Annotated in this window: 35 protein-coding genes; 7 read left to right on the top strand and 28 right to left on the bottom strand. The window is 71.9% G+C overall.

The window, feature by feature from the left end; genetic code table 11:
* Window positions 1-1226 precede the first annotated feature (1226 nt).
* The 3 genes from ABZ842_RS16560 to ABZ842_RS16550 all read left to right on the top strand — a co-directional run bounded on the left by ABZ842_RS16560 (window position 1227) and on the right by ABZ842_RS16550 (window position 4936).
* Window positions 1227-2114 (top strand): hypothetical protein, encoded by an 888-nt coding sequence (locus ABZ842_RS16560; RefSeq protein WP_361537382.1) that lies wholly within the window; start codon window positions 1227-1229, stop codon window positions 2112-2114.
* A gap of 3 nt (window positions 2115-2117) precedes the next feature.
* Window positions 2118-2504 carry a hypothetical protein gene (locus tag ABZ842_RS16555; RefSeq protein WP_361537381.1) on the top strand — a complete coding sequence of 129 codons (387 nt, stop codon included), beginning with the start codon at window positions 2118-2120 and terminating at the stop codon, window positions 2502-2504.
* 92 nt (window positions 2505-2596) lie between these two features.
* Window positions 2597-4936: a type IV secretory system conjugative DNA transfer family protein gene (locus ABZ842_RS16550; RefSeq protein ID WP_361537380.1), complete on the top strand. Its 2340-nt coding sequence runs from the start codon at window positions 2597-2599 to the stop codon at window positions 4934-4936.
* Window positions 4937-5026: 90 nt separating this feature from the next.
* On the opposite strand, the gene ABZ842_RS16545 is transcribed toward ABZ842_RS16550, so the two are convergent.
* Both ABZ842_RS16545 and ABZ842_RS16540 read right to left on the bottom strand, forming a co-directional pair.
* Window positions 5027-5341 carry a hypothetical protein gene (locus tag ABZ842_RS16545; protein ID WP_361537379.1) on the bottom strand — a complete coding sequence of 105 codons (315 nt, stop codon included), beginning with the start codon at window positions 5339-5341 and terminating at the stop codon, window positions 5027-5029.
* Window positions 5342-5411: 70 nt separating this feature from the next.
* Window positions 5412-6065: a hypothetical protein gene (locus tag ABZ842_RS16540; RefSeq protein WP_361537378.1), complete on the bottom strand. Its 654-nt coding sequence runs from the start codon at window positions 6063-6065 to the stop codon at window positions 5412-5414.
* 130 nt (window positions 6066-6195) lie between these two features.
* Here ABZ842_RS16540 and ABZ842_RS16535 point away from each other — a divergent pair, with 130 nt between their 5' ends.
* Window positions 6196-6843: a hypothetical protein gene (locus ABZ842_RS16535; RefSeq protein ID WP_361537377.1), complete on the top strand. Its 648-nt coding sequence runs from the start codon at window positions 6196-6198 to the stop codon at window positions 6841-6843.
* Between the two features lie 72 nt (window positions 6844-6915).
* Entirely contained in the window at window positions 6916-7704 is a 789-nt protein-coding gene (locus ABZ842_RS16530) for a hypothetical protein (protein ID WP_361537376.1), read from the top strand.
* A gap of 47 nt (window positions 7705-7751) precedes the next feature.
* On the opposite strand, the gene ABZ842_RS16525 is transcribed toward ABZ842_RS16530, so the two are convergent.
* The gene (locus ABZ842_RS16525; protein ID WP_361537375.1) at window positions 7752-8648 is read right to left on the bottom strand and encodes a DNA ligase; all 897 of its coding nucleotides are present in this window, start codon (window positions 8646-8648) and stop codon (window positions 7752-7754) included.
* Between the two features lie 242 nt (window positions 8649-8890).
* Here ABZ842_RS16525 and ABZ842_RS16520 point away from each other — a divergent pair, with 242 nt between their 5' ends.
* Window positions 8891-9193 (top strand): hypothetical protein, encoded by a 303-nt coding sequence (locus ABZ842_RS16520; protein ID WP_361537374.1) that lies wholly within the window; start codon window positions 8891-8893, stop codon window positions 9191-9193.
* 63 nt (window positions 9194-9256) lie between these two features.
* Here ABZ842_RS16520 and ABZ842_RS16515 read toward each other — a convergent pair whose 3' ends face one another.
* The 22 genes from ABZ842_RS16515 to ABZ842_RS16410 form a co-directional block, all read right to left on the bottom strand.
* On the bottom strand, window positions 9257-9895 hold the full coding sequence (locus ABZ842_RS16515; RefSeq protein ID WP_361537373.1) for an NERD domain-containing protein: 639 nt from the start codon (window positions 9893-9895) through the stop codon (window positions 9257-9259).
* A complete protein-coding gene (locus ABZ842_RS16510; protein ID WP_361537372.1) occupies window positions 9892-10077 on the bottom strand; it encodes a hypothetical protein in 186 nt (61 codons plus the stop codon). Before ABZ842_RS16510 ends, ABZ842_RS16515 begins: the two co-directional genes overlap by 4 nt.
* A gap of 5 nt (window positions 10078-10082) precedes the next feature.
* Complete coding sequence (locus tag ABZ842_RS16505; protein ID WP_361537371.1) at window positions 10083-10484, bottom strand: hypothetical protein; 402 nt, start codon at window positions 10482-10484, stop codon at window positions 10083-10085.
* 65 nt (window positions 10485-10549) lie between these two features.
* The gene (locus tag ABZ842_RS16500) at window positions 10550-11140 is read right to left on the bottom strand and encodes a hypothetical protein (protein WP_361537370.1); all 591 of its coding nucleotides are present in this window, start codon (window positions 11138-11140) and stop codon (window positions 10550-10552) included.
* Window positions 11137-11382: a LuxR C-terminal-related transcriptional regulator gene (locus ABZ842_RS16495; protein ID WP_361537369.1), complete on the bottom strand. Its 246-nt coding sequence runs from the start codon at window positions 11380-11382 to the stop codon at window positions 11137-11139. The genes ABZ842_RS16500 and ABZ842_RS16495 overlap by 4 nt, the downstream gene beginning before the upstream one ends.
* Window positions 11379-11753, bottom strand: coding sequence for an SLOG family protein (locus ABZ842_RS16490; RefSeq protein WP_361537368.1), 375 nt, complete (start codon window positions 11751-11753; stop codon window positions 11379-11381). The genes ABZ842_RS16495 and ABZ842_RS16490 overlap by 4 nt, the downstream gene beginning before the upstream one ends.
* Window positions 11750-11995, bottom strand: coding sequence for a hypothetical protein (locus ABZ842_RS16485; RefSeq protein WP_361537367.1), 246 nt, complete (start codon window positions 11993-11995; stop codon window positions 11750-11752). The genes ABZ842_RS16490 and ABZ842_RS16485 overlap by 4 nt, the downstream gene beginning before the upstream one ends.
* Window positions 11992-12132, bottom strand: a complete 141-nt coding sequence (locus ABZ842_RS16480; protein ID WP_361537366.1) for a hypothetical protein — start codon at window positions 12130-12132, stop codon at window positions 11992-11994. Before ABZ842_RS16480 ends, ABZ842_RS16485 begins: the two co-directional genes overlap by 4 nt.
* Window positions 12129-12446: a hypothetical protein gene (locus tag ABZ842_RS16475; RefSeq protein ID WP_361537365.1), complete on the bottom strand. Its 318-nt coding sequence runs from the start codon at window positions 12444-12446 to the stop codon at window positions 12129-12131. The genes ABZ842_RS16480 and ABZ842_RS16475 overlap by 4 nt, the downstream gene beginning before the upstream one ends.
* Window positions 12443-12661: a hypothetical protein gene (locus tag ABZ842_RS16470; RefSeq protein WP_361537364.1), complete on the bottom strand. Its 219-nt coding sequence runs from the start codon at window positions 12659-12661 to the stop codon at window positions 12443-12445. The genes ABZ842_RS16475 and ABZ842_RS16470 overlap by 4 nt, the downstream gene beginning before the upstream one ends.
* A 108-nt stretch (window positions 12662-12769) precedes the next feature.
* Window positions 12770-13117 carry a hypothetical protein gene (locus ABZ842_RS16465; protein ID WP_361537363.1) on the bottom strand — a complete coding sequence of 116 codons (348 nt, stop codon included), beginning with the start codon at window positions 13115-13117 and terminating at the stop codon, window positions 12770-12772.
* Complete coding sequence (locus tag ABZ842_RS16460) at window positions 13117-13506, bottom strand: DUF4326 domain-containing protein (protein ID WP_361537362.1); 390 nt, start codon at window positions 13504-13506, stop codon at window positions 13117-13119. Before ABZ842_RS16460 ends, ABZ842_RS16465 begins: the two co-directional genes overlap by 1 nt.
* The gene (locus tag ABZ842_RS16455) at window positions 13506-14006 is read right to left on the bottom strand and encodes an NUDIX hydrolase (protein WP_361537361.1); all 501 of its coding nucleotides are present in this window, start codon (window positions 14004-14006) and stop codon (window positions 13506-13508) included. The genes ABZ842_RS16460 and ABZ842_RS16455 overlap by 1 nt, the downstream gene beginning before the upstream one ends.
* Window positions 14006-14209 (bottom strand): hypothetical protein, encoded by a 204-nt coding sequence (locus tag ABZ842_RS16450; RefSeq protein ID WP_361537360.1) that lies wholly within the window; start codon window positions 14207-14209, stop codon window positions 14006-14008. The genes ABZ842_RS16455 and ABZ842_RS16450 overlap by 1 nt, the downstream gene beginning before the upstream one ends.
* Window positions 14206-14526, bottom strand: coding sequence for a MazG-like family protein (locus ABZ842_RS16445; RefSeq protein ID WP_361537359.1), 321 nt, complete (start codon window positions 14524-14526; stop codon window positions 14206-14208). The genes ABZ842_RS16450 and ABZ842_RS16445 overlap by 4 nt, the downstream gene beginning before the upstream one ends.
* A 13-nt stretch (window positions 14527-14539) precedes the next feature.
* Window positions 14540-15571: a methyltransferase gene (locus ABZ842_RS16440; protein ID WP_361537358.1), complete on the bottom strand. Its 1032-nt coding sequence runs from the start codon at window positions 15569-15571 to the stop codon at window positions 14540-14542.
* 15 nt (window positions 15572-15586) lie between these two features.
* Window positions 15587-15817 (bottom strand): DUF6011 domain-containing protein, encoded by a 231-nt coding sequence (locus ABZ842_RS16435; RefSeq protein WP_361537357.1) that lies wholly within the window; start codon window positions 15815-15817, stop codon window positions 15587-15589.
* Entirely contained in the window at window positions 15814-16005 is a 192-nt protein-coding gene (locus ABZ842_RS16430; protein ID WP_361537356.1) for a hypothetical protein, read from the bottom strand. The genes ABZ842_RS16435 and ABZ842_RS16430 overlap by 4 nt, the downstream gene beginning before the upstream one ends.
* 304 nt (window positions 16006-16309) lie before the next feature.
* The gene (locus tag ABZ842_RS16425; RefSeq protein WP_361537355.1) at window positions 16310-16522 is read right to left on the bottom strand and encodes a hypothetical protein; all 213 of its coding nucleotides are present in this window, start codon (window positions 16520-16522) and stop codon (window positions 16310-16312) included.
* 310 nt (window positions 16523-16832) lie between these two features.
* Window positions 16833-17588: a hypothetical protein gene (locus tag ABZ842_RS16420; RefSeq protein ID WP_361537354.1), complete on the bottom strand. Its 756-nt coding sequence runs from the start codon at window positions 17586-17588 to the stop codon at window positions 16833-16835.
* Window positions 17585-18706: a hypothetical protein gene (locus ABZ842_RS16415; protein ID WP_361537353.1), complete on the bottom strand. Its 1122-nt coding sequence runs from the start codon at window positions 18704-18706 to the stop codon at window positions 17585-17587. The genes ABZ842_RS16420 and ABZ842_RS16415 overlap by 4 nt, the downstream gene beginning before the upstream one ends.
* A complete protein-coding gene (locus tag ABZ842_RS16410) occupies window positions 18706-18861 on the bottom strand; it encodes a hypothetical protein (RefSeq protein WP_361537352.1) in 156 nt (51 codons plus the stop codon). Before ABZ842_RS16410 ends, ABZ842_RS16415 begins: the two co-directional genes overlap by 1 nt.
* A gap of 126 nt (window positions 18862-18987) precedes the next feature.
* Between ABZ842_RS16410 and ABZ842_RS16405 the strand changes: the two genes are divergently transcribed.
* Window positions 18988-19296: a type II toxin-antitoxin system prevent-host-death family antitoxin gene (locus tag ABZ842_RS16405; RefSeq protein WP_361537351.1), complete on the top strand. Its 309-nt coding sequence runs from the start codon at window positions 18988-18990 to the stop codon at window positions 19294-19296.
* A gap of 117 nt (window positions 19297-19413) precedes the next feature.
* Here the strand turns inward: ABZ842_RS16405 and ABZ842_RS16400 are convergent, their stop codons facing one another.
* The 3 genes from ABZ842_RS16400 to ABZ842_RS16390 all read right to left on the bottom strand — a co-directional run bounded on the left by ABZ842_RS16400 (window position 19414) and on the right by ABZ842_RS16390 (window position 21226).
* Complete coding sequence (locus tag ABZ842_RS16400; RefSeq protein ID WP_361537350.1) at window positions 19414-19599, bottom strand: hypothetical protein; 186 nt, start codon at window positions 19597-19599, stop codon at window positions 19414-19416.
* Window positions 19600-20555: 956 nt separating this feature from the next.
* Entirely contained in the window at window positions 20556-20807 is a 252-nt protein-coding gene (locus ABZ842_RS16395; RefSeq protein WP_361537349.1) for a WhiB family transcriptional regulator, read from the bottom strand.
* Complete coding sequence (locus ABZ842_RS16390; protein ID WP_361537348.1) at window positions 20804-21226, bottom strand: hypothetical protein; 423 nt, start codon at window positions 21224-21226, stop codon at window positions 20804-20806. Before ABZ842_RS16390 ends, ABZ842_RS16395 begins: the two co-directional genes overlap by 4 nt.
* Window positions 21227-21241 lie beyond the last annotated feature (15 nt).

Genomic DNA, 21241 nt, shown 5'->3' with positions numbered 1-21241 from the left:
CTGGCGGTGGATCTTGGCTTGGGAGGTAGGTGGGAAGTAGCTGAGGAGAGGAAGGATCTATGGCGGTCGATACGGCCCCCGCGACGGCCCCTGACCCCGCCCCCAGCACCCCCGCCGCACCCACTGCGACGCCGTCCGCAGCGAGTTCGGGAGGGGGCCTGCTGGCGTCGATGCTGGCGCCGGTCGAGCCGGCTCGCGCCCGGCCGGAGGCGTTCACGCTGACCCCGGTCACCGGCCAGACCACCCCGCCCCCAAATTCCCCTTCCCCGGCGGCGGGTGGTTCGAGTGCTGACTTTCACGGTGCCCCGCAGCAGAGCACTCCTGCTAACGCCTCGTCGAATCCGCAGGGGAAGCAGTCGGTGTGGCGGGCCTTGCTGTTGGCGATTGCGGAGCGTTGGCGGAAGGGTGCCGGCGCGCATGTGAAGGCGCTGGAGGTGGCGAAGGCTAAAGCCGGCGCGCACCAGGTGAAAGAGACACGGACCGTGAATCGTTCCGATGGATTTCCCGGGAAGTCGTCTGGGAATTCCGGCTCGGGTTCTGGCTCTGGTTCTGGTTCTGGTTCTGATAAGTCGTTGGGGAAGTCCAACGGTGGGTCGGGCCGCGGGCCGAAGAACAGCCCGAGCGGCGGTTCGAGTGGTCGTAGTGGTGGGCGCGGAGACACGGGTGCGGGGTCGGGCGCCGGTGGACGCTCCACCGGCTCCGGCTCCGGCTCCGGCTCCGGTTCGGGGCCGGGCTCGGGCTCGGGAGCCGGCGGCGGCGGGGGTGACGGCGGCGCGCAGCAGAAGTCGCCGGCCCAGGGCCCCGGTTCCGGTTCCTCGGGTGCCCCGTCGCAGGGCAGGGGCTCCGGCTCCGGGTCGTCGCCTGTCGGCGCCGGCGCTTCGGGTGGCCGGTCGTCTGGGTCCGGCGGGAAGTCGCCGTCGGGCGGTGGGGGTTCCTCGTCGGGATCCTCGGGGAGCGGCGGCGCTGGGTCGTCCGGCCGCGGGTCGTCCGGCAGCAGCTCCGGCGGGGCCGGCACGTCCCCGGGCGCCGCCGGCGGCGGTGGTACGGGCACGAGCTCGAAGGAGCCGTCGAAGGCGTCGTCGGACGCGAAGGGCACCACCCCCGACAAGAAGCCGGCCCCCGGAGCCAGCGCAGGCGAGGGCGACGGCAAGGGCTCGGCGAAGGCCGCGGGCGGCACGGGCGCCGGCGCGAGCAGTAAGCCGTCCTCCGGTGCGTCGGGGCCGAAGGTGTCGCTGGAGAAGAAGAAGGAGAAGCCGGGCCCGGCTGGGTCCGGCGACGGCTCCAAGTCGACCGGGCCGACCGAGCCGCAGCAGGCGGACGCCGCGAAGGGCACCACCCCCGAGGCCGCCGGCGCCGACCCGGAGTCGGGGAAGCGGTTCAGCACCCGCGCTGCCCGTGAGGCGGGCTACCGCGACGGGTCCCGCGCCGCCCGGGGCCTCGCCCACGTCGAGGCGTACCGGGACGGCGTCGTGGACGGCTGGGGCGACACGCTCGGCGCCGCCGGCCGGGAGAAGGCCCGCCTCGACCAGGCCCACGCCGATCGCAAGAAGCAGCGAGCCGAGGCCGAGCAGGCCAACGAGGGCGCCCAGGGCGCCGAGGAGGAGTCCGTGACCACCAGCACACCCCCCGTCGTCCCGATCGAAGTCCTCGGGGTCGACGGCACCACCCTGCACCTCGGCGACGGCGCCGCTCGGAGCACTATCTCCAGCGGCGAGGTCCGCAACCTGCGGAGCTTCCAGCAGCGGCTGGGCACCCGGGCAGACGTGCTGACCGCGGAGGCAGAGGTCACGAGGGGCCTGGTCGACCAGGCGAAGCGGTACGCCGAAGCCGTAACTCGGCTGTGGGAAGCCGTCCGTGCCCAGGAGGCCGGGGAGCACCTGGCCGCGAGGTTGGCCCGCTTGGACGAGGACGCGAAGGCCGCGGTCACCGCGGCGGAGGACACCCACAAGCGGGCGCTGCGGTCCGCCGAGCTCGCGCACGTCGTGGTCACCAACTCGGAGACCCGGTACGGCGCGATGTTCCAGGCCGTCGTCGACAGCGACGAGACCGCTCCCGCCCGGATGGACTTCTACCTGGAGGGCTCCGACGGACCCCTCGTGGACACGAGGGGATAGGCGATGGCAGGGATCACGTACACGGACCTGGTCAGGGCGACGAACAAGCTCGCGGCGGGGCTGGCGCGTAACAGCGAGCAGGTCGGTGCCCGGGCCGCGCGCTTGGAGGAGGAAGCGCAGGACACGTCCCGGGTAGCGGAGGTCATCAGCGCGATCCGCGTGGACCCGTCGACGGTCGGGGAGTGCCGGGACCTGGTGGCGGCGCTCCTGGGGTGGACGGGCGCAATGAACGCGTACGCCGCGGCGTCCGCGACCACGGCGCGGTCGGCTGAGGCTGCTCAGGAGCAGGCGCGCCGGACCCACGAGGCGTTCCAGGAGGCGTTCCGGCGGTCCCCGGTCGACCGGGACGAGCTCTCCCAGGTCAAACGCAGCTGGCTGACCCAGGAGTAGCCACCACGCCGGGGAGAGGGCCGCCGACTTGGCCCCCTCCCCCACCACCGCCCCGTTCTTGTTCTGTTGCAGCTCGCCGAGGAGAACCGCTGATGTCCGATCACACCACCACCGCCCCCGCTCCCAGCCCGGTGGAGCACGCCCCGACCAGCCCCCAAGCTGGCGTTCGTCGTTCGGCTCGTACTGAGCGGGCGATCGCGGTCGCCACCAGCGTGGCCCCCGTGGTCACCGGGCTCGTCGCACCGTTCCTAGACGGCGGGGCGGCGTTCGTCGCGACCGTCGGCTACGGCCTCGGCGCCGGGTTCCTCGCCGCCAGCTACATGAACCGGCTCCCCGCCGCCCTGGCCGCAACGCTGCCCGCCCGCGATGTTCTGGAGGCCCACCGGTCCCCGCTGTTCGCCTCCACCCTCACCACCGGCATGGCGCTCGGCCTCGGCACGCTCCAGGGCCCCGCCGGCGCGGACGCGTTGATGGCCGGGTTCCTCGCCCTGCCCTCGGTGGAGGGCGTCGTATCGGCGGGCTGGTGGGCCGCCGTCGCCCTGGTGCCGTTCAAGCTCCGCCGGATCCTGCGCCGGGCCCGGCGAGCGCAGGCGCTGCCCGTGCAGCAGGCGCCGGCGGGCGGCCCGGCGCCGGTGCAGCTCCCCGAGGAGGTGCAGGAGGTGCTGCGGCGGTGGGCCGCGCACATCTCCCACCCCAACACGGGCACCCACCGCGGGCAGGAACTGCACCTCACCACCTACATCCCCGGCCTGCGGTGGACAGGCACGATCACCGCCCCCCTCGGAGGCACCGTCACCGTCAACGGCGAGACCATCTCCTCCGTGTACGAGCGGCCGGTCGAGTGGATCGACCTGAAGCCCGGTGCGCACACCGGCGAGCGGCAGCTCACCGTGCACCTGGTGGCGCCGCCCGAGCTGGACCCGGCCACGCTGCCCGGGGCGTGGCGGAGGTGGGCCGCGCGGAAGGGCGGCCTCATGTCCGGCACCCGGCTGGAGCAGATCCAGGACGACCCGGCCACCGGCGGGCAGGTCGCGCTCGTCGTCGCCGGAGAGGATTTGGACCGGCTCCAGCACCCCGGTCTCGCCGACCTCGCCGGCGCGCTCCGGGTCGACAACCCCCTCCTCCTCTCGTACGAGCCGCGGTCGAACCCCCGCGAGGCGATCGTGCGCCGCATGCACCGCAACCCCCTCCAGGACGGCACCCCGTTCCCCGGCCCCGGCATCCTGAAGGCCAACCAGAACGGGTTCGTGCAGATCGGGCGCGGCGTGTCCGGGTTCCCCGCCCGGGTGCAGCTGTGGGATCCGGCGCTCGGCGCCCAGCACGTGCTCGTCGCCGGCGTCACCGGATCCGGGAAGGGCGGCACCCTGCAGCTGCTGGCCCTCGCCTACCACGTCAACGGGGCGGCGATCATCAACGCGGACCCGAAGGGCTCTTCCAACCCGGCGATCGAGAAGATGGCCGCCTACTCCGGCCTGGGGGCTGACGGGGCGATCGGGGCCCTGCGGGTGTGGTGGCACGGCCTGCAGTGGCGCATCCAGGAGTCCGCCCGGCTCGGAGCCAAGAACTTCAAGTCGACCGCGGATCGGCCGTGGGTGCCGCTGATCCTCGACGAGGCGTCCAAGCTCCTGGGCGAGCGGGCAGAGCACCGCCGCGAGGCGACGTACATCATCAACGCCGGCGCCACCCTCGGCCGCAGCTTGGGGATGCCCGTCGTCCTCGCCAACCAGCTCCTGCAGTTGGCGCAGCTCGGGGGTGACGCTGCCATCCGGGACAACGTTTTCTACGGCGGGGCCCTGATCCTGCACCGCTCCGACTCCCAGCAGAAGCACTTGATCGATCTGCCGGAGAGCTTCGCCGGCTGCAACCCGGCCGACATCCCCGCTGCGTGGAGCGGGGACCGTGCGATGGTCTACGACCCGGACCTGCCCGAGGGCGACCCGCAGCGCACCTTCGGCCTCGCGTACGCCGCCAGCCCCGGCGCGCACGCCGAGATGATGCGCACCCTCACCCTCGAAGACGCCACCCCCCACATCAACACCGCGGCGGTGGCGTGGCCGGTGGACTGGCCGTTCTGGGAGCAGCGGCACGAACTCGCCACCCGCTCCGTCCTGCCCGGGAGCGAAGCCGACGACGGCGACGATGTCGACGGCATCCTCGGCGACCTCTTCGCGATGCCGGCCGCGCCGAAGAAGCCCAAGACCGCGTCCGAGAAGATCCTCGCCGCGCTCCAGGATCTTGCCGACCCGGCCAGTATCGAGACCCTGTACCACCACCGAGACCAGATCGGTGCTCTCGCGGGCCTGGAGGGGTCCACGCTCGACAACACCTTGTCCCGCCTGGTCAAGAGCGACGAGGTCCACCGGAAGGTCGAGAACGGGCGCGAGGTCAAGGGCTACTACGGGCTCGGCCCCGCCCCGACCGCCGGCGAATAGACGCGCAACGACGACGGCCACCTCCCGGTGCTTCGGGGGGTGGCCGTCGTCGTGCTGGGGTCAGGCGGCGCTCAGGGCGTCGAGGCCCGCCTACGCCCAGACCTGGGCGGCTACCGCGGGCTGGCCCCACCAGTAGCTGCGGGCGTAGGTGCCAATGATGCCGTCCTCGCCGGTGAGCTGGAGTTCCACCTGGTACGCGACGCGACCGGCGTACGTGCGGTCGCGATAGGTCTGCCGAGCGTGGACGTGGGCCCGCTTCCACCCACCCTGGGTGTAGACCCAGAGGGTGGGCTGCTGGCCTGGCGGGTAGACGAGGACGTCGGGCCCCGGCAGCCCGAAGTCCTCTCGCCACGGTGGCGCTTCCTCGGCCTCGGCGTCGGGGGTATAGGGCGGCTCTCCGTACATGCGTTCGACCCTAACCGGGCCGACGCTGGTCACGCCTTTCGCGGAGCGTGAGCACCGCCCGCACTCCGTCTTAGCGGTTCAGCCAGTCGTCGAGGGTCGGGCGGGAGACGTCGTACCAGCCGGCCCATTCGACCTTGGTCCCGTGCTGCCACGTACCGGCCGCCATCCGTGCCTGCCGCACGTTGCGCAGGACGGCCTTCACGGACTGCTTCGCGCTCTCCAGCTCGACCTCGGCTTTGTTGAGGCGGTAGGCGCCGTATCGGATGCGCGCGTCCTCGTCGATCACGGGCGGCCGGCTCGTGTTGTGTAGCTGCAGGATGCTGTCGGCGTATGCCCCCCAGTCGAAGCGTGCGTCCCGGTAGTAGCCGCGGTGGCCGTGCAGCCCTTCGTAGGTCTCGAAGGCGGTGGTGGTGGGGTGGTTGGGGTCGGGGTGGGTGGGCGGTTCCCCGAGGGTGGTCACGGGGGCGTAGGAGTGCCAGCCGTAGACGTCGCCGTTCGGTCCGCCGTAGTCCACGACGGTGGGGACGGCCCAGGTGACGTCGTACCAGGTGTCGCCGTCGAAGGCGTCGTGGGTGGCGGCGTGTGCCTGGATGAGCATCGTCACCTCCCACTTGTGCGCGTCGTTGTTGGTGTGTCGGGGGAGGTCGTGGAGACCGCGCTCTCGTAGGGCCCCGTAGAGGTGTCGGGTGGTCAGCCAGGCGCTGCGGGTGATGGCGATGGTCATGGGGGAAGCGTAGGCCGAGAAACCCGCAAACGTAAACCCCCTTTACGTTTCCCTGAGTTGGTGTCAGACTCATAGCGAACGGCTCACGCAAGCCGTCACGCACCACCACAGCCGACACCCGGGGGACGCGATGAGCGCCACGACCACCGCCGCGATCGCCGCCTCCATCGCCCAGGTCACCGTCGGCACCATCCGCACCTGGTGCCGTACCGGCGTCATCACCGCGACCAAGGCCGGCGGACACTGGATCGTCGACCTCCCCTCGCTCACCGCCCGCATCGTCATCGGCCAGCACAAGGCCGCCCTCACCGGACGCGCCCGCTACCGCGTCGAGCGCCAGGGAGAGGCGTTCGTCGTCGTCGACACCCGCCCCGCCGGCACGGAGCCCCGCATGGAACTGCACGGCCGTCACTCCACCCGGCGGGCAGCGGAGGCCGTCGCCGCCTTCTGCGCGTGCACCCCGCCCGCGTACGCCTTGGTCTTCTCCGCGAGCCGTCTCAGCGACTTCCCCAGGGTGAGCGTGCAGGGCGGCTTCTTCGGCGAGATCGAGCACCTTCAGCAGGGCTGGTTCTCCACCCTGGACACCCCGGAACTCTGGCTGAAGCCGGCGGTCTGGGCCGTCCACGAGCACGCCGCCGGCTGGGCCGACCGCAGGGCCGCCTCCGCTGCCCGGCTGGCGGCCCGCAAGGCGGAATGGGCCCGCCAGGCCGCGGAGGAGGCACGCAACCCGCAGGAGCCGGAGGACCCCACGTACACGCCGATCTTCTACGACTTCTGAGCGACCACCGCCCACCTTGAGGACACCGGGCTGCCCCCTACTTCACCGCCCACGCACCGGGAAGGAATCTTCATGCTCCGCGCCGCCGCCCGCCGTACCGCCGCCCTGCTCCACCGCGCCGCCTACGCCCTGTGGGCCCGCTACCCGGCCGACGCCAATCCGACCGGTCCGCGGCCCCGGTGCGTCACGTTCAAGCTGGACAAGGTCGTGCACTGGCCCAACAAGGGCTGGCAGGGCGGGAAAATGTACGGGCCGATCGTCCCCGGCAACCAGGCACTGATCCTCGACCTGCTGCGCGAGGGCACCGTCGTCGCCGTCCGCACTCAGCGCACCAACTTGACCGAGGTCGCCGAATGGCTGGAGGGCCACGGGATCCCCGCCGTCGCGTCCAACGGCGAGCCCATCGCCTACTGGACCGACACCACGCGGGTGCTCGTCACCGACAGGGAACTGACCACCTGGGCCGAGGTCACCCCCTACGGGGTGGAGTCCCAGGACCCCGAGCAGATCGCTCAGCACCTGAAGAACCATGTTGGTGCCCGCACCGCGCACGCTGTCGCCCGCGCGATCCTCCTGCCGCACCGCATGGCGGACACCCGCTACCGATACGACCTCGTCCCCTCCAAAACCGATGGTTCGTGCACCCTCACGATGGCTGGCCTGCGGCACGTCGACGGCCCCCAGTTCCACGACGCGACCGAGGCCCACGACCAAGAAGCCCTCGACGCCGTGTCGGAGCAGGTGACCGCCGAGCGGGACGCGCAGCTGCTCATCGAGGAGTTCCAGGCGGCCGGGCTGACGGTGGACGGCACCACCGCGGACCTCCGCACCGCCGGCGTCCGCCTCACGATCGAGAGCTAGACCACCGGCACCAGCCCGGCGGGAGCGGGCGCGCCGCTCGCGGTCGATCAGCTACGGACACGGAGCACCGTGACGACGGGGTGCCGGGTGGTACCGGCGGCGACTTCGACGACGGTGCCGCGGGCGACGGGCGTGTACAAGTCGCCGGCCGCAGTCTCCGCCCGGCCGGCCGTGGCGACGAGACGCGGCGCCACTACGGTGGCGAGGGTGGCGTCCAGGCGCTGGGAGAGCGCGATCCGCCCGTCGGGCAGCTGCACGGCGAGCGTGTGGGGGCGCCGCGGGGGCCCGGTGTAGCCGACGATCTCGGCGTCGACGGTGTCCGTGTGCCGGGCCTTCAGCCAGCCGGCGCGCCGTCCGGGTTGGTACGTCGATCGGAGGGGCTTGCAGACGAGGCCCTCCACGCCGGTGCCGCGGAGCGCTTCGTACCAGCCGAGGGCCTGCTCGCGGTCGGTGGTGGACCAGACCGGCTCGATGGGTGGCCCGATGTCGGCGAGGACGTCGAGGAGGTGCTGGCGCCGCTCCTCGTAGGGCCGGGCCCGCAGGTCAACCAGGTCGTCGGAGTGGCCGGGGGCGGGGCGGGCGAGGATGTCGAACGGGACGTACGTGGCCGGGTACGTGCCGGCGAGGTCCCGGGCCCGGGCCGGAGCCGAGTGCGCGCGGGACTGCGCCGCTTCGAAGCTGATCCGCGCCTGGCCCTGATCGTCGACCATGTAGATGACGGCTTCGCCGTCGAGGACGGTCCCGGGCTCCAGGGCCATTCCCGCGGCGGCTAGGTCGCCCCACGCGGCGGTGACGTCCCGCCCGGAGCGGGACTGGAGCCGCACCCCGTCCGCGGTGCGCCAGAGCACGGTGCGGTGCCCGTCGAGCTTGATCTCGTACGCCCACGGCCCGTCCGGGATCTGCTGCACCGGGCGGGCGAGGGCGACATCGACAGGCCAGTCCACACCACCAGGGTGCGCCGGGGTCCGGGCGTATGCCTGCGGCAGCGGGAAGGTGTCCCTCATCCTGGTGCAATGAGCGAGCGGCCATGTACGTCGTGTAGCGGGTCGGGGTTGACTGAGCACGAGGAGCACACGGTCGAGGTCGACGAGGACGGGCACCAGACGCCGGTCGTACGCCGCTGGACCGGGACGTGCAGCACCTGCGGCGGCGCGAGGACCGTCCCGCAATGAGAAGGAGGGCTCGGATGCGTGCGTGGTACGCGTGCCTGGGGTGCGAAGCCGACTACCTGCCGCCGGAGTCGATGACCTACCCGTCCCTGCCCGGTGTGGTCGCGAGCACGGTGCACTGCAGCACGCCCGGCTGCGAGGAGCGTGCGGCGAAGGCCATCGAGCGCTCGGGACTGCCGGCCGCGGTGTTCCAGGCGATGGCGGCCCGGGCGGCGGCGCGGCAGCGGGAGGAACCGGCGGCGGTGGCGCGGGCGGTCCGGCGGGCGCGGGGCGCACGGTCGGCGTCGGGCCCACGCTCGGCCAGGAGCCGGCTCTCCTGACCCCGGGCCCCACGCGGTGCACGAAGAGGGCCGCCCCGCTTCGGCGTGGGCGGCCATCGCGCTCTACTGGTAGGGGTGGAGGATCTGGTCGACGCGGGCGGCGAGTTGCCGGGCCCGGGCCGGGTGCCGCTGGCGGGGTGCTGCGGCGAGGGTCGGCACGAGGGCGCTGGGGGCGAGGACGTGGACGGGCTCGGGCCAGCCGGTGACGCGGACGGTGAGGGCGCCGCCGGGGATGGGGCTGCCGTGGACGACGAGGAGCGGCTGCACGGTGCCGGCCGGCATGCCGAGCAGCTGCTGCACGCGGCGCGCGTAGCCGGCGACCTTCTCGATCTGGTCGTGCCGGTCCTCGGGGCCGCAGTGCACCCTGCCGTTCACGATCCGGGTGGTCCAGTTCCGCCGCCACGCTTTGGTGTCGAGGACGACCAGGCCGGTGCCGCACGGCGAGACGAGCACCGTGTCAAGGTTCGCGCGGGAACCGGGCATCGCCAGGTCGTGCCGTATGTGCCAGCCCAGCGCCGCGAGCGGGGCAAGGAGTTGGGCGGTGGCCTCCTCCCCCGCCGCGCCGTGCCCCCACCGGGCCGCAGCCTGATCCCGCCCCGAGGGGCGCAGCCCGAGCCAGGACCGCACCGGGCGGGCCACGGCCGCGCGAAGCCCACCACGAAGCTCGCGGGCCCGGGCGGCGGCGGAGTTTCCAGCGTTCACAGGTAGCTCTCCAAGGGGTGGATGGTGCGCATCGGTTTGTGGGTGCGGTCGCGGGTGGGTCGGGTGGCGGGGCGGCCGGCGTCGGCCGGCACACCCCACCGGTCTTGAGGGTCGGGCTCGTCTTCTTCGTCGGCCCAGAGGGCGAGTTGGCCCAGGGCCCGGGTGGTACGGCGCCGGGGCACGGGCGTTAGGCCGCGTACTGGTAGCGACGGTTGATGGCGGCCAGGGCATCGGTCACGGTGATCGCCGGGTCGTTCTTCACTGCGGCGGCGAGCAGGTCCAGGAGGTCTCCGTAGCCGGTGGCGTGGCCGTAGTGGTAGCGGCAGGAGTCCCAGGTGTCGCTGCACGCGGCGCAGTCCTCCACGTCGTCGGCGTTGTAGGGCGCGATGTCGGGCGCCGGCACTGGGCCGGCGGGGACGTAGTCCGTGGGGAGGTAGAGGGCGTCCTGCGTCGTGGTGCCGGCGATGAGGCGCTGGGGCGTGTCCGCGGGGAGCGTTTGGAGGTGGGCGCAGAGCTCGGCAGCGAGGACGGGCTGGTGCTCGGTCAGGCTGTCCCAGTGGCCGGGGGCGGTGGCGGTGCGGGCGTCCATTGGTTCTCCTGGGGTGTTGGCGGGGCGCCCTGGACGGCCAGGGCGCCCCTTCGCGTGTGCGGGGTTTAGCCCTCGGGCCAGTGGATGTCGTTGGTGGCGAAGGCGCGGACGATGGCGGGGTCGTCCAGGTAGTTCTGGAGGCTGTCGAGTTCGGTGTCCCAGTCGCCATCGCGGAGGCCGGCGATCAGGGCGGTGAGGGTCTGCTCCTTCGTCTCGTCGGTGGCGTTGGCCTTGATGAGGGCGTCGGCGACGGTGTTGAAGATGCGGTAGGCGGATCCCCATCCCATGGGTGTGTTCCCTTCGGGGTCAGTTGGTGAGCTGGTTGTTGGGTCCGGTGCAGGTGATGGCGTCGGGTTCGCGGGTGATGCGGTGGGGATGTCGTTGGCGGTGAGGCCGTGATCGTTGTCGTAGCGGTGGAGCGCCCGGGCGATGCGGGCACGGAGGTCGGCGGGCTCGGCCTCGGCGGCGATGCCGGTCGTGGTACCCGGCCCGTCGACGCGGTCCGCAGGCGGGGGCTTCTCGCCGTGGAGGAGGTCGTCTGCGGCAACAGGGTTGGGGCATTCGAGGCGGGCGCAAGTGACGTATCCGCCGTCGGCGACGAAGAGGCTGGCGGCTCTGCAGGCGGGGCACAGGCCCTGTACGTCAAGGCTGGTCATTCGGGGTCTCCGGGGATGAGGCCGCGCGGGCGGGCGGTGCGCACTGCGGCGGTGCGGCGGTCGTTGCGGGGCAGGTGGGTGACGTCGAGCCGTCGGTACGCCTCGGCGAGTCGTGCTCCGATCTGCTGTGGGGTGGTGTCGAGTTGGGTGGCGATGGTGGTGAGGGAGTCGCCCGACGCTGCGGCGGTGAGCACTTCGGCTTGCCGTGGCGTGAGGGGCTGGCGGGCCGGTCCGCGGCTCATGCGGTCCACCTCCGGACCGGTATGCCGGCCCGCTCGGCGAGCTGCGCCGTGTGCGACGCGCCCCGAGAGCCGCCGCGAATGAACGCGAGGCAGACGTCGGCGCCCAGGTGCACCATCTCGGCGTTGCGACGAGGCCCTGCAGAGCGGCCGTAGGCGGACCAGTCTGCGGGGTGGCGTTCCTCGGTGAGCCCGAGGTCCTGATGACGCTGGACCCACCAGGCGGTGAGGGCGTCGGCTCCGGTGGGGCAGCCTCCGTGGACGACGGTGGCGGGGACGTTCTGATAGATGGCGCCGGCGAGCGCGGCGTGGATGAGGTCGGGGTCTGTCCATGTGCGGCTGCCGGTGACGAGGATGCGGTAGCCGCGGCTCATGACGGCTGCCCCTGGGTGATGGCGCGGGCAAGGATGTAGCCGGTGCGGCGGGGCTGGCCGGCGCGGGTCAGGGGCGTGTCGTGGAGCTGGCGGACTTCGAGGGCTCGACGGCGGACGGCGCGCCCGTCGGGGGTAAGGGTGACGACGAACGCGTGGCTGCGGCCCGGGGTGTACTTCTCAACCCGGATGCGGGTGGTCTCGCGGGAGTTCGCAGAGCGGTAGGTGTCGCCGGGGGTGATCACTGGGTGTCCTCCTCGCACTCGTGCTTGTCGTCCAGGACGAGGCCGTCTTCCTCGTTCCACCAGCCGTCTCCGGATGCTCCGCAGGCGCCGCATTCCCAGCGCCCGGCGAGGCTGATGCCGGCGTATCCGCTGCTCATCGGGGCTGCTCCTGGGTGTTGAGCCAGCGGGCGCCGGCTGCGGTGACGTGGGTGCTGTGATCGCCTTGGCGGATGCACCGACTGGCGGTCTCGTCCGTGGCGGGGAGGAGCCGGGCGGTGCACTCCGGGTCGGGTGCGTCGTCTGCGGGGTCCCAGGTGGCGAGCGGGTCGCGGTCTGTGGTGGCCCAGACGTAGGTGGGGCAGGGCCAGCGCTGGTCGCAGTCGTTGCAGTAGCCGTCGGTGGTGCCTGCGGGGCCGCGGGTTGCGGTGTGGGCTTCGGCGATCCGGGCGAGCCGGTCTGCGGGGGTGGTCATCGGGTCGGCTCCTCGGTGGTGGCGCAGCGCTCCATCGCGGCTCGTTCGGCGGCGCACCACCGGTCCGGGTCGAACCCCCACAACTGGGCGTCCCACTCGGTGGCCAGGTCGCGCCAGTCGAGCCATTCGTCAAGCAGTTCGTCGCGGCGGGCGGGGCGGGTAGCGGTGGCTAGCTCGGTGGCGAGGCGCTGGTAGTGATTGGGGTGAGCGGGCATGTCGGGGCTCCTGGTGGTCGTGTGGCGGGCGTACGGCTGGCGGGGCGGGCGCGGGGCCGCTGGACGGGTGTTCGGCGCTCAGGCGGGCGTACAGCGGCCCCGGCGGGGCTACTCGGGCTCGACGTCCGGGGTGAAGTCGGCAGCGGTGTAGGGGTGGATGCGGCGGCGGACGGTGATGCCGGTGGCGGTGTCGATGCCGTCGGCGTGCTGCTCGATCAGATCGGCCCAGGCGTCGTGCCGCTCCCCAACAGGCTGATCGGCCCACTCCAGACGGCTGGCTTCCGCGTCGGACTGGGAGAGCAGCCAGGCGATCGCTGCGCCCTTCGCGGCGGCCTCGGAGTTCGCGTATCCGATGAGGTAGTCGGAGACGTTCCCGGGCTCGTAGACGGCCTCCCAGGCGGGGATGGCGCGGGCGAGCACGTCATCGGTCGACGGTGCTTCATGCTGGACGGACATCAGATCTCCTCTCCGGCCGCCAGGCGCAGCAGCACAGCTCCGTGGCAGTGGTCGGGCTCGCCGGGCTCGGGCAGGGGGCAGGTGCAGGCGAGGTCTTTGCCGCGCAGCGTGTGCAGCTCGGCGAGGACACGGCGGCGGTCGAAGGTCTGACGGCCGATGCGGTAGGTCTCTTCGAACCAGCCGCCGCGGCTGCCGACGCGCAGCCAATCGCGGTACGTCTCTGCGCAGTCGCGGCGAGGGTTGGGCCACTCGGCTTCGATGGCCTGCTGGAGGGTGAACGGGTTCCCGAAGCGGGAGGGCCTGCTCACGATCACCGCGCCGAGTGGGTTCGACGTGGCCGCGGCGAGCGACCAGCCCTCGGTGCGGCGGCGCAGGATACGGGCGGGCATCAGGGTGTCTCCGTCCGGCTGTCGATGTCGGCGATCCACGCGGCGCAGACCGCAGAGACCTGGACCAGCTCTGTACGCAGCTGGTCCGGGTCGGACTCGGCGTTGGCCTGCGCGACCACCTGGGTCAGCAGCTCGGGCCAGGTCACGCCGGACCCCAATGCCGAGTGGCACCAGCAGCGCGCGGGCCCCGCCGCCTTCTGGTCCTGAACGTTGCCGGCACCGTCCCGGTGGTGCCGCCCGCCCCATTTGGCGATCTGCCGCTGCCGCTCCTGGTCGATGTCGACGGCCAGGGCGGCGAGTCCCGGGGTGCGCGGGAGGACGTGCTTCCCGATCCACACGGAGGCCCGGACGGTCAGCTCGGCGGTCAGGCGGTCGGTGCCGCCGGGGCCGAGGTGGATAGGCGTGGAACGGACGGTGTCGGCGATGAGAGCGGCCAGCGGGGCGAGGGCGGCGGTCTGGTCGGGGTCGAGGGTGCGTTCGGGGGCGTGGGGCGTGGGCATCAGCGGGCTTCCTCTCGGGCGATCTGCCGCCGGCAGGCAGAGCAGGTGATGACCGCGGTGGGCGGCATCCAGTGGTTGGTGGCGGTGGCGTTGATCCAGAGGCTGCAGGCGGTGATTCGGGTGTCGGCGGCGGTGGTCCGCGCGCCGTGGGTGTTCCGGCCGCCGTGGAGGCGGACACGGAGTGGGTAGCGGTCGGCGCTCATCGGCTGATCTCCTCGGCGGTGATGCGGAGCGCGGCGATCTCGCTGAGCTTGGCGTCGAGGCGCCCCGCCGGGTCGGTGGTGATCGTGGCGAGCGCGACGGCGGCGGTGACGATGACGTCGACCAGCTCGTCGGCGACGTCGTTGACGGTGTGCGTGACGCCCTTGCGGGGGTTCTGGCCGACGGTCCCGATCCACGCTTGGGCGACTTCCCCGGCCTCCTCGGAGATCTTGAGGAGGCGGAGCGTGATCTCGTCGGGGCCGCGGCCGTTCTCCCCGTCGAGCCAGCCGACGAGGTCATTGATGGTCTTCCAGTTCATGGCGCGAGCTCCTTCAGGTATGGGTCGGGGCGGGTGTTCGGTCACGAGGCTTCGTCGAGGCCGTCGAGCAGCAGTTGCTCTTGGCGCGGCGCGGGGAGCGGCGTGACGTCGGCCGGCGGGTCACGGCCGCAGGCTTCGCGAGGAGTTCAGCGAGGGCGTCGAACTCGGCGAGCGCGGCATGCAGATCGGCGCGGATCTCGTCGAGAATCTCGGCCGGATCGCGGTACGCCAGTTCGTCGACGGCTGGCTGCTCGCGGACGGGCCATTCGATCGGGGCCGCGTCGGCGGGCGGTGTGGCGGGGATGGTGACGAGGACGGTGTCCATGTCGGTGCCGGAGGCAGCGAACGCCCGTCGGGGCGTGGCCTCCACGGTGCCGCCACGAGCTCCCACCAGCGCACGGAAACGTGCTGTCGCGCGGGACGGTTCGGCCACGGCCCAGGACATGACCGAGACGAGGCGCCCGTCGGGCTTTAGGAACCGCAGCGCGTGTTCCACGTGCGCCATGTCGGCGCCGCGGGTGAACGGCGGGTTCATCACCACCCGGTCGTACTCCGGGCGCGGGGGGACGGTGAGAAAGTCCGCGACCGTCAGGGTTCGGGCGACGGCGAGGTCGGCTAGGTGTGCGGCGTAGCCGGGGTCCTGCTCGACGCAGTCAACGACAGCGTCCCGAGCCGCGATGGCGGTGGCGATCGCGCCGGAGCCGGCCGAGGGTTCCAGAACGGTCATGCCGGGAGCGAGGTCGGCCAGGTCGAGGAGCCGTTCGACGACCGGTGGCGGGGTGGGGAAGAACTGGGCCTGCTGGCGCTTCTCCCGCAGCGTGACGACGTGGCCGGTGGCGAGGACAGGTGCGATCGCGGCGGCAGCGTCGGCGGGGAAGATGTGCACGCCGGCGTGCTTGTCCCATCGGCCGCCGACGGCTTCGAGGACGTCGTTGACGCGCTGGTACAGGCGGTCGTCGAAGCGCGGTCCGGTGAGGGTGAGGCGGCACCCGTCGGTGACGGCGTGGTCCCGTATCGCGGCCAGGACTTCGGGCTGGAGCTTCACGGCAGGGGTCCCATCTCAGGCGGCTGGGCGGGGTACGTGGCGGTTGATGCGGTCGGGCACGGTGAGGCCGAGGCCGGCGTCGGGGAACAGCGGCTGCTGCCCAGTGCAGTGGTCGGCGGGCGCTGACCGGAGCCGGGAAGCAGTCGGTGTGGCCTGCTGGGTGTTGCGGGCGCAGGTGGGGCCGATGCCGCGGGCGGCGGTGGCTGGTGCATGAAGGTGGCGTCCGCAGACGCGGCAACGGGTCACGCGGCGGCTCCGTCGTCGGGGCGTAGCGGGGCGCCTATGGCGACGGCGAGCGCGTTGTAGTGGTCGCGTTGCTCGGCGGGGCTCCAGCAGCGGGTCGTGGTGCCGCGGTTGCGGGACCGGAAGCGCGCGCCGCCGAAGGTGCCGTCGGGGATGGCTTCGGCGTCGATGGGGTCGGTGTAGACCTTCATGCCGCTGTCGCCTCCGCTTCCGTACGCCGAGCCGAGTGCACGGCGCCGTCGGCGAGTTCGACACCCGCGGTGTGGCAGGGCGTCACGGGGGCGACTTGACAGGTCGGGCAGCAGGCCGTGGCACGAGCCCAGGCATCCACGCGCTGGTGATGCAGGCGCGGGACCGTGTGGCCGGGCCGGCTCGGCACCGTACAGGGCTGGTGCGCCCCGGCGTGGCACCAAGGGCACGGATAGGCGCGAGCAGGGTGCCGCGAGGCGCCAAGGCTGCGGAGCGAGGCGGGCATCGGGGCCCCCACAGGCCGGTTCATGACGGCCGCCCGCCGGCTTCGAGCAGACGTTTGAGGGCTTCTGCGATCTCGGGGAAGCCGGTGGCGTCGGCGGCGTCCCGGAGCCGTTGCATCCCGTCGCGGTTGATGAGCACATCGGTGCGTCCGAAGGCGTCGGTGACGGTGGTCGTGGGGATGTCGAGCGCGGCGCAGATGCCCTTGAAGCGGGCGTTGAACGTTTCGGGGGCCATGAGAGGTCTCCTCAGGGGCGAGTAGTGGGTGATGGGCAGGCGCCGCAGGGGCAGGGGTCGCTCTCGCGTCCGAGTCCGCGGCGGTACCGGTCGAGGGCCGTCGTCCAGGCACCGGCCGGCTGGGGCGGCAGCGGCCCGGGCGGGCTCGTGCCCGTGGGCCACGCGCCAGGCCGATGTCCAGGCGGCTTCGGTGCGCTCGCCCTGGGCGGCGTGGTTCGGCGTTGCCGGCCGGCGTCGATCTGCTGCCGCAGAAACCGCCGTAGGTCGCCCTGGCGGCGCATCTCGCGCACGTCCTCCGGCTCGATGTCGGTCACGACGCCTCCTCGTCGACGATCACCGCGTCGTGGATCGCGTTCTTGGCCCGGTCGCGCTCCAGCGCGCGGCGGGACGCCTCCCGGATGCGCTGCTCCTCGATCTCGCGCTCCTCGGGCGTCGTCTGCCGCTCGCCCTCGGCGGCGCGGATACGGAGCGCGTGCGGCTTCGCCAGCGGCTTGCCGAGCGGGTACTTCGCCGTGGCGTGCCCGGTCTTGCACGCCGATCCGACGCCGGCTCGACAGACAGCGACGGGGCATGGGATGCCCAACGGGCCTCGACGGCGGACCTGTGCGGACAAGGGCTCGTCGTCGGTTTCGGGGACGGTGCGGGTGCCTTCCCAGCCGCGGGCTTCCAACTCGCGCTGGACACGGGGGTGCGGTGCGCCTTCGAGTTGCAGCCCGCTGGCGGTGACGGTGGCGCGGCCGTCGGCGACTGCGGCGACTTGGCCGCGGTAGCGGGCGAGGTACTGGGCGGTGGTTTCGCCGTCGACGGGCTCGTACTGGAAGTTCTCCAGCCGCTTGTTGCGGATCTTGGTGCGGAGGGTGCGGACGTGGTGCGGCAGGACCCACAGCCGCTCGTTCGGGTTCTGCGGCGGGGTCGTGTAGTAGGCGGCGACGGCGGCCTTCGCGTCGGCGTCGAGAGGGACGTCGGGGAGGGCTGAAGCCCAGGCGAGGGCGGCGGCCAAAGACGGCTGACGGTTATCGAAGCCGGCGGCGTGCGCCAGGAGGTCGGCTGCTTCGTCGGCGTTCACGCGGTTCCTCCTTGCTGACGGAGTTGGTCACGGATGGCGAGCCAGCCGGCGACCTTCGCGTCGGTGCCGGACAAGGGCTGGCCGGACGACCCGGACGGCAGAGCGATGACGTTGCCGATCTGCGCGGGCTGCGAGTTCATGGCCTGGTTGACGAAGCTGGGGATCGACGACGGGTCGGCGCCCTTGGCCATCCAGGCGGCGAGACCGCGGCGGATGTCGTCGGCGGCGATCTCGTCCGCAAGCAGTTGCTTGATCTGCTTACCGACTCGGCCGATGACAGATCCCGGCGGTCGCTTGGCACAGCGGTTCAGCCACTCGCCGACGATCACGTCAGCGGTTACGGGCTCGGGCTCTCCGGGCGTTGCGTCTGTCGCGCCGACGAAGTCGGAATCTCCGACGACGATCAGCTCTGTTTGCCTGTCCGCCTCGACCGACGCGTCTTGTACGGGGCTGGGGTTAGGGGCAGGGGTAGGGGCAGGGGCAGGGGAATGCGCGCGTGATGCGCCCGCGCGCCCGCGCGTAGAGCCTTTCGGACCCCCTTCGGCAGGGGTATCGGAGGGGGTTCCCGAAGGGGTATCGGAGGGGGTTACGGAACCCCCTCCCGTGGGGTCAGGCGTGGGGTTACCGAAGCCCTTACGAAGGGTCTCAATGTGATCAGCAACCTGCCGGCGAATAGACGGCCCGTCCTCGCCGCGGTACTTCGTCGGCTCGTCGTTCAACTCCTCAAGCGGGATCCGGTCCATCTCTGCGAGCAGCGCCTGCTGGAGGCGCTTGGAGGAGATCTCGAAGGCGCCGGAGACCATGGCGCCCATGACTTTCGGCATGCGCCACACGCCGTCGTTGCGGACGAAGGAGCGAATCAGCAGTTCCTCCGTGTCGTCGTCCAGCACGACGAACCGAGCGGCCTCAAGCGCCTCAAGGCACTTCTCCAGTTCGGCGGAAGTCAGGCCGCGAGCCTTGCGAGACCAGCGCCGGAGAGTGAGCGGAAGCAGTCCGGCATGGTTGAGGTTCGGCTGCGAGATCAGGAACAGGTAGAGGCGCTGCTCTCTCTCGTCGAGCGCGAGGAAGTCGGAATCCTCCCAGATGGAGGCGAGGATCCGGCCATGGCCACGAGCCATCAGTTCTCACCGCCGGCGGGCTCGGCGTCGGCGACGAGCATCGCGTTCGGCATGCAGCTGGTCTTGCCGCTGCTGTAATCCGCGGCGCCGCAGTAGCGACAAGCGTGGTTGTCCCGGCGGAGGATCTCGTACCGGAGTCGCTTGGAGACGGCCATCAGGGCTTCTTTCGGAGAGCTTGGGCATGCGGCGGCGGTTGCGTCTGGCGGTGCCGGTTCACACCTGCCACAATACTTTAAAGATTGGAAAGAATGGAAGGATTGGCAATGACTTACACTCTGGCCATGGCTGCTGACCAGGGCATTCAGACCGCAGATGACGGTGTTGCCGAGGTGTCCATGACCGACGCCCGCGCGAACCTCACCCAGCTCCTGCGCGACGTCCGCTACGGCGGGCGCCCGGCTGCCTTCACCGAGCGCGGTCGCCGTAGCGCGTACGTCGTACCGACGGACTTCTACGAACAGGCAGTGGAGGACCGGCTGACGGCCGAGGCGGTGCGGCTGCTGATCGACGAGACCGCCATAGAGCAGACCCGGGAGAACCTGATGGCTGACCTGGCTCGGTACCGCGAAGGCTTGAAGCGGGAAGCCTGACACCCGTCTCCTCCTCTTGTCTGGCCCTGCTTCGGCGGGGCTTTTTGCTGCTCGTGGTGGTTCACGTCCGGGGCGGGGCGCGGGGCCGGCCGCCCCGGACGGAGTGCAGGGGCGCGGTCAGTCGTGGCTGTAGGACTCGACCTGGATGCCGTCGCGGCGGACGGTCACGCGGGCGTGGTCGCCGAAGGCGTCGAGGAGGACGTGTTCGAACTGGCCGCCTTCGATGGCGCCTTCGAGTTCCTTGCAGCGCTGGTATCGGGCCTCGTCGGGGCCCTCGTAGACGGCGCCGACCTTCTTCCCCACTTGCGGGCGCTGCTCTGGGCGTGGTGCCAGGAGTTCACGCGATGTGTCCGTTCTGGTAGGCGGCGGCGGTGTCGGCGGCCTGCTCACGAAGAGCGGCTTCGGCGTAGGGCTTGTGGCCGGCCGGGCGAAGAGTCAGATGCGCGGTCAGGCGGCTACCGCTGTCTGGATGCCGTGCGCTGTGCGCGCTCGAAGCACCGTTCGCGAGGACACGCCCAGGCGTCGACCGATCTCGTCGTCGTCGAGACCTAGCGCGGCTAGTTCGGCGACGTCGTCGGCGTGCAGGCCCGTGCGGGCGACTGGGCAGACGGTGTCGGGCTGGCAGGATGGGTCGTCGATGTCTGCCCATGCCATGGGCCCGTGCCAGCCGTGGGATTGGGCGTGGCGGCGAGCCCGGTCGGCCTCCCAGGACGGTGGGGCGGGCGTGACCGACATCTGCCGGTAGACCCGCGCGATCGCGGCAGCGGTAGTGGCCTGGATCAGGGTGCGTCGACCGGCAGCCAACTGCGTGAGACCGGAGGGGTCGACTCCGATCCGGCGGCCTACGGCCGCGATGGGCCACCCGATGGTCGTGAGGGCTTGAAGACGGCGTCGGCTCCCGGTCGCGGCGACCATGTGCCGCGGAACCGGTGGTACCGAATCGAGACGGATCGCGAGGATCGAGGCAGCCGTCCGCCTGCTCACCGTGACCCGGTGCCTGGACAGCAGTCCACCTACAGATGACTCAGCTACGCCGGCCGCTGCACCGATCTGGGCTTGGGTCCAGCCGCGGGCGGCCAGCTGTTCGGCGTGGACGCGCGGTTGCGTGGCGTCGATACGGCGGTACCGGCCGTTGATGTTGTCGTAGCTGCGGCGGAGCCGGTACGAGCGACCTGCGGAACGGCATCGCGGGCAGCGGCAACCGTGTGCGGAGTAGCGACTGTAGGTGCCGTGATGGGGGAGGTTTGCTTGCCGTCCGGTCATGCCGCTGCCCGCTTTGCGATCTTGGCTCGGGTGCGGTGGGTTTGACCGCCCCAGGTGCCGTGCCGGACGCCGGCGCCGAGCCCGCCTTCGAAGCGTTGGGCTGCTGCGGCACATTCGGCTTGGACGGGGCAGGTGGCGCAGATGCTGCGCGCCGGCTTGTGGCTGGATCCCAACTCGGGGAACCACAGGTCGGGGTCGACGGTGGCGCAGACGGCCTCGTCCATCCACTCCAGATTGCGGCGGCTCATCGCGGGTTCCTTCCGGTGTTGGCCGCGGTGCGGCGGTCGGTGCGCTTCTTGTGGATGCGGCGGCCCTTTGCGGTGAGGGTCCACACGTGGATGCCGTGGCCTTTGGTGCCGGGGCTGGTGGAGGGCACAAGGCGGCCGGTGCCGGTGATGACGCCGCCGTGGTTGAGGGCTCCTATGGCGGCGCCGAGGAAGCCGTGGCCCATCTCGGGCAGCAGTTCGCGGAGGTCGTTGGCGGTGAACTCGGACCGGGTCGTCGCGACCGCGAAGATCGCCCGTTCGACGAGGAACCTGTCCCACGACGACTGATCGGCCAGTTCGGTGAGCAGGGTGTCCTTCTTGGCGGCGGCGAGGCGTTCGGCGACGGTCAGGGCGGCGGCGGCGCGTCCGACGGGGCGTTCGGCGGCGGGGTGGCGGGGCATGGGCACCTCCAGGCA

The sequence above is a fragment of the Streptomyces sp. NPDC047315 genome (assembly GCF_040643215.1).
GTDB lineage: Bacteria > Actinomycetota > Actinomycetes > Streptomycetales > Streptomycetaceae > Streptomyces.
The sequence above is the reverse complement of the archived record's forward strand: the minus strand, read 5'-3'. Positions and strand labels throughout refer to the sequence as shown.

What these genes read in the sequence shown, in the direction of transcription:
- ABZ842_RS16460 (WP_361537362.1), bottom strand. Translation starts at nt 13,506, where the DNA reads ATGCCCGCCCGTATCCTGCGCCGCCGCACCGAGGGCTGGTCGCTCGCC.
- ABZ842_RS16480 (WP_361537366.1), bottom strand. Translation starts at nt 12,132, where the DNA reads ATGAGCAGCGGATACGCCGGCATCAGCCTCGCCGGGCGCTGGGAATGC.
- ABZ842_RS16540 (WP_361537378.1), bottom strand. Translation starts at nt 6,065, where the DNA reads ATGACCATCGCCATCACCCGCAGCGCCTGGCTGACCACCCGACACCTC.
- ABZ842_RS16475 (WP_361537365.1), bottom strand. Translation starts at nt 12,446, where the DNA reads ATGACCACCCCCGCAGACCGGCTCGCCCGGATCGCCGAAGCCCACACC.
- ABZ842_RS16465 (WP_361537363.1), bottom strand. Translation starts at nt 13,117, where the DNA reads ATGTCCGTCCAGCATGAAGCACCGTCGACCGATGACGTGCTCGCCCGC.
- ABZ842_RS16425 (WP_361537355.1), bottom strand. Translation starts at nt 16,522, where the DNA reads ATGGCCCCCGAAACGTTCAACGCCCGCTTCAAGGGCATCTGCGCCGCG.
- ABZ842_RS16390 (WP_361537348.1), bottom strand. Translation starts at nt 21,226, where the DNA reads ATGCCCCGCCACCCCGCCGCCGAACGCCCCGTCGGACGCGCCGCCGCC.
- ABZ842_RS16415 (WP_361537353.1), bottom strand. Translation starts at nt 18,706, where the DNA reads ATGGCTCGTGGCCATGGCCGGATCCTCGCCTCCATCTGGGAGGATTCC.
- ABZ842_RS16490 (WP_361537368.1), bottom strand. Translation starts at nt 11,753, where the DNA reads ATGAGCCGCGGCTACCGCATCCTCGTCACCGGCAGCCGCACATGGACA.
- ABZ842_RS16505 (WP_361537371.1), bottom strand. Translation starts at nt 10,484, where the DNA reads ATGGACGCCCGCACCGCCACCGCCCCCGGCCACTGGGACAGCCTGACC.
- ABZ842_RS16495 (WP_361537369.1), bottom strand. Translation starts at nt 11,382, where the DNA reads ATGAGCCGCGGACCGGCCCGCCAGCCCCTCACGCCACGGCAAGCCGAA.
- ABZ842_RS16395 (WP_361537349.1), bottom strand. Translation starts at nt 20,807, where the DNA reads ATGAGCCGCCGCAATCTGGAGTGGATGGACGAGGCCGTCTGCGCCACC.
- ABZ842_RS16535 (WP_361537377.1), top strand. Translation starts at nt 6,196, where the DNA reads ATGAGCGCCACGACCACCGCCGCGATCGCCGCCTCCATCGCCCAGGTC.
- ABZ842_RS16500 (WP_361537370.1), bottom strand. Translation starts at nt 11,140, where the DNA reads ATGACCAGCCTTGACGTACAGGGCCTGTGCCCCGCCTGCAGAGCCGCC.
- ABZ842_RS16530 (WP_361537376.1), top strand. Translation starts at nt 6,916, where the DNA reads ATGCTCCGCGCCGCCGCCCGCCGTACCGCCGCCCTGCTCCACCGCGCC.
- ABZ842_RS16430 (WP_361537356.1), bottom strand. Translation starts at nt 16,005, where the DNA reads ATGAAGGTCTACACCGACCCCATCGACGCCGAAGCCATCCCCGACGGC.
- ABZ842_RS16520 (WP_361537374.1), top strand. Translation starts at nt 8,891, where the DNA reads ATGCGTGCGTGGTACGCGTGCCTGGGGTGCGAAGCCGACTACCTGCCG.
- ABZ842_RS16470 (WP_361537364.1), bottom strand. Translation starts at nt 12,661, where the DNA reads ATGCCCGCTCACCCCAATCACTACCAGCGCCTCGCCACCGAGCTAGCC.
- ABZ842_RS16450 (WP_361537360.1), bottom strand. Translation starts at nt 14,209, where the DNA reads ATGAGCGCCGACCGCTACCCACTCCGTGTCCGCCTCCACGGCGGCCGG.
- ABZ842_RS16410 (WP_361537352.1), bottom strand. Translation starts at nt 18,861, where the DNA reads ATGGCCGTCTCCAAGCGACTCCGGTACGAGATCCTCCGCCGGGACAAC.
- ABZ842_RS16555 (WP_361537381.1), top strand. Translation starts at nt 2,118, where the DNA reads ATGGCAGGGATCACGTACACGGACCTGGTCAGGGCGACGAACAAGCTC.
- ABZ842_RS16455 (WP_361537361.1), bottom strand. Translation starts at nt 14,006, where the DNA reads ATGCCCACGCCCCACGCCCCCGAACGCACCCTCGACCCCGACCAGACC.
- ABZ842_RS16445 (WP_361537359.1), bottom strand. Translation starts at nt 14,526, where the DNA reads ATGAACTGGAAGACCATCAATGACCTCGTCGGCTGGCTCGACGGGGAG.
- ABZ842_RS16545 (WP_361537379.1), bottom strand. Translation starts at nt 5,341, where the DNA reads ATGTACGGAGAGCCGCCCTATACCCCCGACGCCGAGGCCGAGGAAGCG.
- ABZ842_RS16550 (WP_361537380.1), top strand. Translation starts at nt 2,597, where the DNA reads ATGTCCGATCACACCACCACCGCCCCCGCTCCCAGCCCGGTGGAGCAC.
- ABZ842_RS16405 (WP_361537351.1), top strand. Translation starts at nt 18,988, where the DNA reads ATGGCTGCTGACCAGGGCATTCAGACCGCAGATGACGGTGTTGCCGAG.